This is a genomic window from Streptomyces sp. 8K308 (assembly GCF_004348315.1).
In the GTDB taxonomy this organism is placed as follows: domain Bacteria; phylum Actinomycetota; class Actinomycetes; order Streptomycetales; family Streptomycetaceae; genus Streptomyces.
In genome coordinates this window covers 1-6,389 of sequence record NZ_SMKC01000383.1, presented here as the reverse complement: position 1 = coordinate 6,389, position 6,389 = coordinate 1, and the positions used below count along the sequence as shown (strand labels likewise).

The following is a 6,389-nucleotide window of genomic DNA, read 5'->3' as shown; positions in this document are numbered from 1 at the left end:
CTCCCCACCCGCGCACAGCACCCGCGCGCCGGCCGGCAGCTGTTCGGCCATCAACCGGGCCACGGCCTGCGCTGAGGTCACCACCTCTCCAGGCTCGGCGGCCACGCCGAGCCTGGAGAGGTGTGCGGCGACGGTCTCCGGCGTGCGGGCCGCGTTGTTGGTGACGTAGGCCAGCCGCATGCCGGCCTCCCGCGCCGCCCGCAGCGACTCCACGGCGTGCGGCACCGCCTCGCCCCCCGCGTAGACGACCCCGTCGAGGTCGAGCAGCGCGGTGTCGTAGACCTCGTGGAGCGGTCGCGCCGAACCGCGCGGCGCGGTGCCGCGTGCCTCGCCCCCGCCCACCCTGGCAACGCTGTCAACCATCATTCTCAGCTCATCTCCCGTGATCCGCCCGGCACTACGATGCGGGGATGCACGCCGCCGGCCTGGACCTCGCCCCGTTCCGCGCGCTCCGTTACGCGCCCGAGCGGGTCGGCAACCTCGCCGACGTGATCTCGCCCCCGTACGACGTCGTGGTCCGGCCGGACGAGCAGCGTGATCTGGAGACCTCGGACCCGCACAACATCGTCCGCCTGATCCTGCCACGCACCCCGGAGGGCGCCGCCGCCACCCTCCGCGAGTGGCAGGCGGCCGGCGTCCTCGTGACCGACCCGACCCCCGCGCTCTACGTGTACGAGCAGCGCGTCGCCGGCTGGCCGCCGCAGCGCGGCCTGATGGGTGCCCTGCGGCTGACGCCGCCGCGCGAGCGCACGGTGCTGCCGCACGAGGACGTCATCCCGGAGGTGGTCGCCGAGCGCACCGCGCTGGCGCGGGCCACCGAGGCCGACCTCGAGCCGCTGCTCCTCGCCTACCGCGGCGCCCCCGACGACACCGCCGTGCCCGCCCTCGTCGAGCGCGCGACGGTGGGCCCGCCGCTGCTCGCCACGCCCACCGACGACACCACCGAGCACCGGGTCTGGGCCGTCACCGACCCGGCGGAGATCGCCGCGGCCCGCGCCGAACTCGCGCGGCACCGGGCGCTGATCGCCGACGGGCACCACCGCTGGGCCACCCGCCTGCGGCTCGGCGCCGAGCACGGCGGCCGACCGCCCTGGGACCGCGGCCTGGTGCTCCTGGTGGACACCACCCGGCACCCGCTGCGGGTCAACCCGATCCACCGGGTGGTGACCGGCCTGCCGCCCGCCGAGGCACTGGCCGCCGCCGGCACGGCGTTCCGGGTCCGGCGCGTGGCGGGACCGCCGGAGGCCGCGCTGCGCGCGCTCGACGACGCACAGGGCAACGCCTTCCTGCTGGCCGCGCACGGCGCCCTTCCACCTGCTCGACCGCCCTGACCCGGCGCTGCTCGGCCGCACCGTGGCGGCCGACCGGCCGCGCGCCTGGCGGGAGTTGGACGCCACGGTGCTTCAGGCCGCGCTGCTCGGCGAGTTGTGGCGCCGCCCGGGCGGGCCGCCGCTCCGGGTCCGCCACCTGCACGGCGCGTCCGCCGCCGTGACGCAGGCCGCCGGATCGGTCGACGGATTCGCGGTACTGATGCGCGCGGCGCGGGAAGACATCGTGCGGGCCCTGGCCGAGTCGGGCGTCACCATGCCGCACAAGTCGACCTCGTTCGGGCCGAAGCCGGCCACGGGTCTGCTGCTGCGCGACCTCCGTGACCCGGGCGAGGGGCGCGACCCGATTGTCGAGCGAATTTAGGTTAGGCTAACCTCACTTCCAGTTTGCTGTCGCACCTGGGAGCCTCATGAGCAGCACCGTCTTCGCCCGACACGACGAACGGCTCGGTCAGTTCAGCCTCCGCCTCGTCGACCCCGCCGCCGACGCCGAGCTGTTGCACCGCTGGCTCACCCACCCCAAATCCGTCTTCTGGCTCATGCGGGACGCCGCGCTCGACGACGTCCGCAAGGAGTTCGAGACCGTCGCCGCCGCCCCCTCCCACCAGGCATACCTCGGCCTCCACGACGGCGAGCCGGCCTTCCTCGTCGAGGCCTACGACCCGGCACACGACGCCGTGGGCACCGTCTACCCGGTCCGACGAGGGGACATCGGCATGCACTTCCTGGTCGCGCCCACCGACACCCCGCTCCACGGCTTCACCCTCGCCGTGATCACCACCGTGATGGAGCTGCTCTTCGCCGACCCCGAGAACCGCCGGGTGGTGGTCGAGCCCGACGCCCGCAACAAACCCGTCCACGCCCTCAACGCGGCCGTCGGCTTCCACGTCGAGCGCACCGTCCGGCTCCCCGGCAAGGACGCCTACCTCAGCTTCTGCACCCGCGAACAGTACGAGGCCGCGCGGTCGGCCACGGCAACCCCCCAGGAGTGAACCGCATGACCGTTCCCCACGAAGCCGTCGCCCACCTCACCCCGGAGCTCTGGCAGCGCGCCAACCGCCTGCTGATACGCAAGGCGCTCGCCGAGTTCTCGCACGAGCGCCTGCTGACGCCCGAACCGCGCCCCGACGGCCGCCACACGGTGCACGCCGACGACGGCACCACCGTCTACCACTTCGCCGCCCGCCGGCTCAGCCTCGATCACTGGCTGGTCGACGCCGGCTCCATCACCCGCGAGCGCGACGGCGTTCCGCTCCCCCTCGACGCCCTCGACTTCTTCCTCGACCTGCGCGGCGCCCTCGGCCTCAGCGACGACATCCTGCCGGTCTACCTGGAGGAGATCACCAGCACCCTGGCCAGTAGCGCCTACAAGCTCGCCGCCCCGCACCGCCCCGCCGCCGAGCTGGCGCGCTCCGACTTCCAGACCATCGAGGCCGGCATGACCGAGGGCCACCCGTGCTTCGTGGCCAACAACGGCCGCCTCGGCTTCGACGCCGCCGAGTACCGCGCCTACGCTCCCGAGACCGGCTCCCCGGTCCGGCTCGTCTGGCTCGCCGCACGCCGCGACCTGGCCACCTTCACCGCCTGCGCCGACCTCCACTACGAGACCCTGATCGCCGGCGAACTCGCCGCGGACACCCGACACCGCTTCGCCGACCGGATGGCCACGCTCGGCCTCGACCTCGCCGACTACTACCTCATCCCCGTCCACCCCTGGCAGTGGTGGAACCGGATCTCCGTCACCTTCGCCGGCGAGGTCGCCAGGCAACACCTGGTCTGCCTCGGCGAGGGCGACGACGCCTACCGCGCCCAGCAGTCCATCCGCACCTTCTTCAACACCGACGCCCCCGAGAAGCACTACGTGAAGACCGCGCTCTCGGTGCTGAACATGGGCTTCATACGCGGCCTCTCCGCCAACTACATGCAGGCCACCCCGGCCATCAACGACTGGCTCGCCGGGCTGATCGCCAAGGACGACTTCCTCACCGGCACCGGCTTCTCGATCCTGCGCGAACACGCCGCCATCGGGTACCACCACCGCCAGTACGAGGCCGTGGCCGAGAAAGGCTCCCCCCACCTCAAGATGCTCGCCGCGCTCTGGCGCGAGAGCCCGATGCCCACCCTCAAGCCGGGACAGCGGCTCGCCACCATGGCCTCACTGCTGCACACCGACCGGAACGGCGACTCGTTCGCCGCCGCGCTGATCGCCCAGTCGGGACTGCCCGCCGAGGTCTGGCTGCGCCACTACCTCAACGCGTACCTGACCCCGCTGTTGCACTGCCTCTACGCCTACGACCTGGCCTTCATGCCGCACGGCGAGAACGTCATCCTGGTCCTGGAGGACGGCGTGCCGCAGCGCGTCATCATGAAGGACATCGCCGAGGAGATCGGCGTCATGGGCGCCGAGCAGCCCCTGCCTCCCGAGGCCGAGCGGATCCGCATCGACGTCCCCGACCACTTCTGGACGCTCACGATCTTCACCGACGTCTTCGACTGCTTCTTCCGCTTCCTCAACGGGATCCTCACCGAGAACGGCCTGCTGACCGAGGACACCTTCTGGGCCACCGTGGCCGCCTGTGTCACCGACTACCAGCAGGCCGTTCCGGAGTACGCGGCGAAGCACCGGCGATTCGACCTGTTCGCCGAGCGCTTCTCGCTGTCCTGCCTCAACCGTCTGCAGTTGCGGAACAACCGCCAGATGGTCGATCTCCAGGACCCCGACCCCAGCGGTGCGCTGCAGCTGGTCGGCACGCTCGAGAACCCGATCGCCCGCTACGCCTGATCCCGGGACGCCTCGACATCCTGCTCGTCCTCGTCCTCGACCTCGTCCTCGTCCTCGACCTCGTCCTCGTCCTCGACCTCGTCCTCGTCCTCGACCTCGACCTCGTCCTCGTCCTCGTCCTCGTCCACAAGGTCGGCGTCGGGGTCGAGGGCGTCGACGAACTCGAGACCGTCCAGCTCGGCCAGCCGGTCCGAGGCGTCGGTGGTGCCGCCTTGGTCGGCCTCGGCGGCCTTGGCGAACCACTCACGCGCCTCGTCCTCCCGGCCTACGGCCAGCAGCGCGTCCGCGTAGGCGTACCGCAGCCGCGCCGTCCACGGCTGGATGGAGTTCGAGGCGAGCTCGGGGCTCTGCAGCGTCACCACGGCCGCCTCCGGCTGCCCCATGTCGCGCCGGGCCCCGGCCGCCACCAGGCGCATCTCCACCTGGCCGGCCTTGTCGAGCTGACGGACCTCGGGCTCGCCGGCCATCGCCAGCGCCCGCTCGGGACGGCCGATGCCGCGCTCGCAGTCGGCCATGATCGGCCACAGGTGCACCGAGCCGGTCATCCGTCGGGCGGCACGGAACTCGGTCAGCGCCTCGGCGTACTTGCCCACGCCGTACGACGCGAACCCGGCCGCCTCGCGCACCGCGCCCACCCGCGAGGCGAGCCGCAGCGCCGCGCGAGAGTAGCCGTAGGCACGCTCGGCGTCCTCGTCGAGCAGCCTGGCGACCATCACCAGGTTCCGCGCCACGTCCACGGCCAGCGTCTTGGGCAGGCTCAGCAGTTCCTGCCGCACCGAGCGGTCGATCTCGTCGCCCGTCACCTCTTCCGGGATCGGCAGCCTCCTGACCCGCTCCCGGTCCCGGTCCCGGTCTCGAGCCAGGTCGGGACCGCGCCGGACGCCGCCGCGCGGGCCACCACGGTCGTCGCGGCGCCCACGGAAGTCACGCCCGCGCGGCCCGTCGCGCCGCTCGCCGTCACGCTCCCGCCACGGCCGATCCTCCCGCCGGTACTCCCGCGCACCGGAGCCGCCCCCGTACCGGCGCTCCTCACGCGGCCGGTCGTCCCTGCGGAACCGCTCGTCACGCGGCCGGTCGTCCCTGGGCCTGTCGTCCCGCCGGAACCGGTCATCACGCGGCCGATCATCACGGCGGTACCTGTCGTCCCTGGGCCGGTCGTTTCTGCGGAACCTGTCGTCCCTCGGCCGGTCATCGCGACCGAACCTGTCATCGCGCGGCCGGTCGTCACGCCGGAACCGATCGCCTCGCGGGCGGTCATCCCTGCGGAACCTGTCGTCCCTGGGCTGGTCACCACGGGGCCGGTCGTCACGGGGGCGGTCGTCGCGAGGGCGGTCGTCGCGCCGGAACCTGTCGTCCCTGGGCCGGTCGTCGCGGCTGAAGCGGTCGTCGCGCGGCCGATCACCACGGGGGCGGTCGTCCCTGCGGAACCGGTCATCCCTCGGCCGGTCATCGCGTCGGAATCCACGGCCACCGCCGCCACCCGAGCCGGAACCGCCGCCGTATCCGGGGCGCCGGTCATCGCGCCGGTCATCGCGGCGGAAACCGCCACCGCCGCCCGGACGCCCCCATCGCTCGTCGCGCGGCCGGTCACCACGCGGGCGATCGTCACGAGGCCGGTCGTCCCGCCGGAAGCGATCGTCCCGCTGTCCGGAGCCACGACGCTCGCCGTCCCGGTCCCAGCGCGGGCGCGAAGCCTCGTCCCGCCGGCCCCACGAGCCGCCGCCCTGGCCACCACGCCGATCGTCCCGACGGTCGTCGCGTCGATCGCCTCGCCACTCGCCGCGGCCTCCGCCGCGCTGATAGCCGCCTCGATCCCCATCACGCCGGGGCGCACGCGGCTCCCGCTCCGGCCGACCCTCCGACGATTCCGTCATGGCCGTGATTCCTGCCTTTCCTGCCTTACGAAAACAAAAAACCTCTGGTCCCCCAGCATGCACGCTAGGGAACCAGAGGTTCCAAAAGATTGTCCGGCGGCGACCTACTCTCCCACACGGTCCCCCATGCAGTACCATCGGCGCTGGCAGGCTTAGCTTCCGGGTTCGGAATGTAACCGGGCGTTTCCCCACCGCCATGACCACCGGAACACCGATAAGTGTTCCACGCGAACAAGCGCACTCTTCAGTTGTCTGTCCGCAGTAGAACACGGTCAGAATTCACAGTGGACGCGAGCATCTATGGACAAGCCCTCGGCCTATTAGTACCGGTCAACTCCACCTCTCACAAGGCTTCCATCTCCGGCCTATCAACCCCGTCGTCTACAGGGAGCCTTACCCCATCAA

General features: G+C 72.1%; 4 protein-coding genes, 2 rRNA genes and 2 pseudogenes. 3 read left to right on the top strand and 5 right to left on the bottom strand.

Going from position 1 to position 6,389, the window contains the following annotated elements; translation table 11 throughout:
• Positions 1-363 (bottom strand): annotated as a pseudogene (locus E1265_RS31905) (HAD family hydrolase); the annotation flags it as partial.
• 47 nt (positions 364-410) lie between these two features.
• Between E1265_RS31905 and E1265_RS31900 the strand changes: the two are divergent.
• From E1265_RS31900 to E1265_RS31890, 3 genes and pseudogenes are all read left to right on the top strand, one after another.
• A pseudogene (locus E1265_RS31900) lies at positions 411-1,692 on the top strand (DUF1015 domain-containing protein).
• Positions 1,693-1,738: 46 nt separating this feature from the next.
• Positions 1,739-2,320, top strand: coding sequence for a GNAT family N-acetyltransferase (locus tag E1265_RS31895; protein ID WP_132934450.1), 582 nt, complete (start codon positions 1,739-1,741; stop codon positions 2,318-2,320).
• A gap of 5 nt (positions 2,321-2,325) precedes the next feature.
• Positions 2,326-4,110 (top strand): IucA/IucC family siderophore biosynthesis protein, encoded by a 1,785-nt coding sequence (locus tag E1265_RS31890; RefSeq protein WP_132934449.1) that lies wholly within the window; start codon positions 2,326-2,328, stop codon positions 4,108-4,110.
• Here the strand turns inward: E1265_RS31890 and E1265_RS38315 are convergent.
• From E1265_RS38315 to E1265_RS31870, 4 genes are all read right to left on the bottom strand, one after another.
• Positions 4,101-4,886 (bottom strand): tetratricopeptide repeat protein, encoded by a 786-nt coding sequence (locus E1265_RS38315; protein WP_207931289.1) that lies wholly within the window; start codon positions 4,884-4,886, stop codon positions 4,101-4,103. The genes E1265_RS31890 and E1265_RS38315 overlap by 10 nt on opposite strands.
• A gap of 23 nt (positions 4,887-4,909) precedes the next feature.
• Positions 4,910-5,944, bottom strand: coding sequence for a hypothetical protein (locus tag E1265_RS38310; protein WP_207931288.1), 1,035 nt, complete (start codon positions 5,942-5,944; stop codon positions 4,910-4,912).
• A 131-nt stretch (positions 5,945-6,075) separates the two neighbouring features.
• Positions 6,076-6,192, bottom strand: a 5S ribosomal RNA gene (gene rrf / locus E1265_RS31875).
• A gap of 92 nt (positions 6,193-6,284) precedes the next feature.
• Positions 6,285-6,389: ribosomal RNA gene (locus E1265_RS31870) — 23S ribosomal RNA — on the bottom strand; the annotation flags it as partial.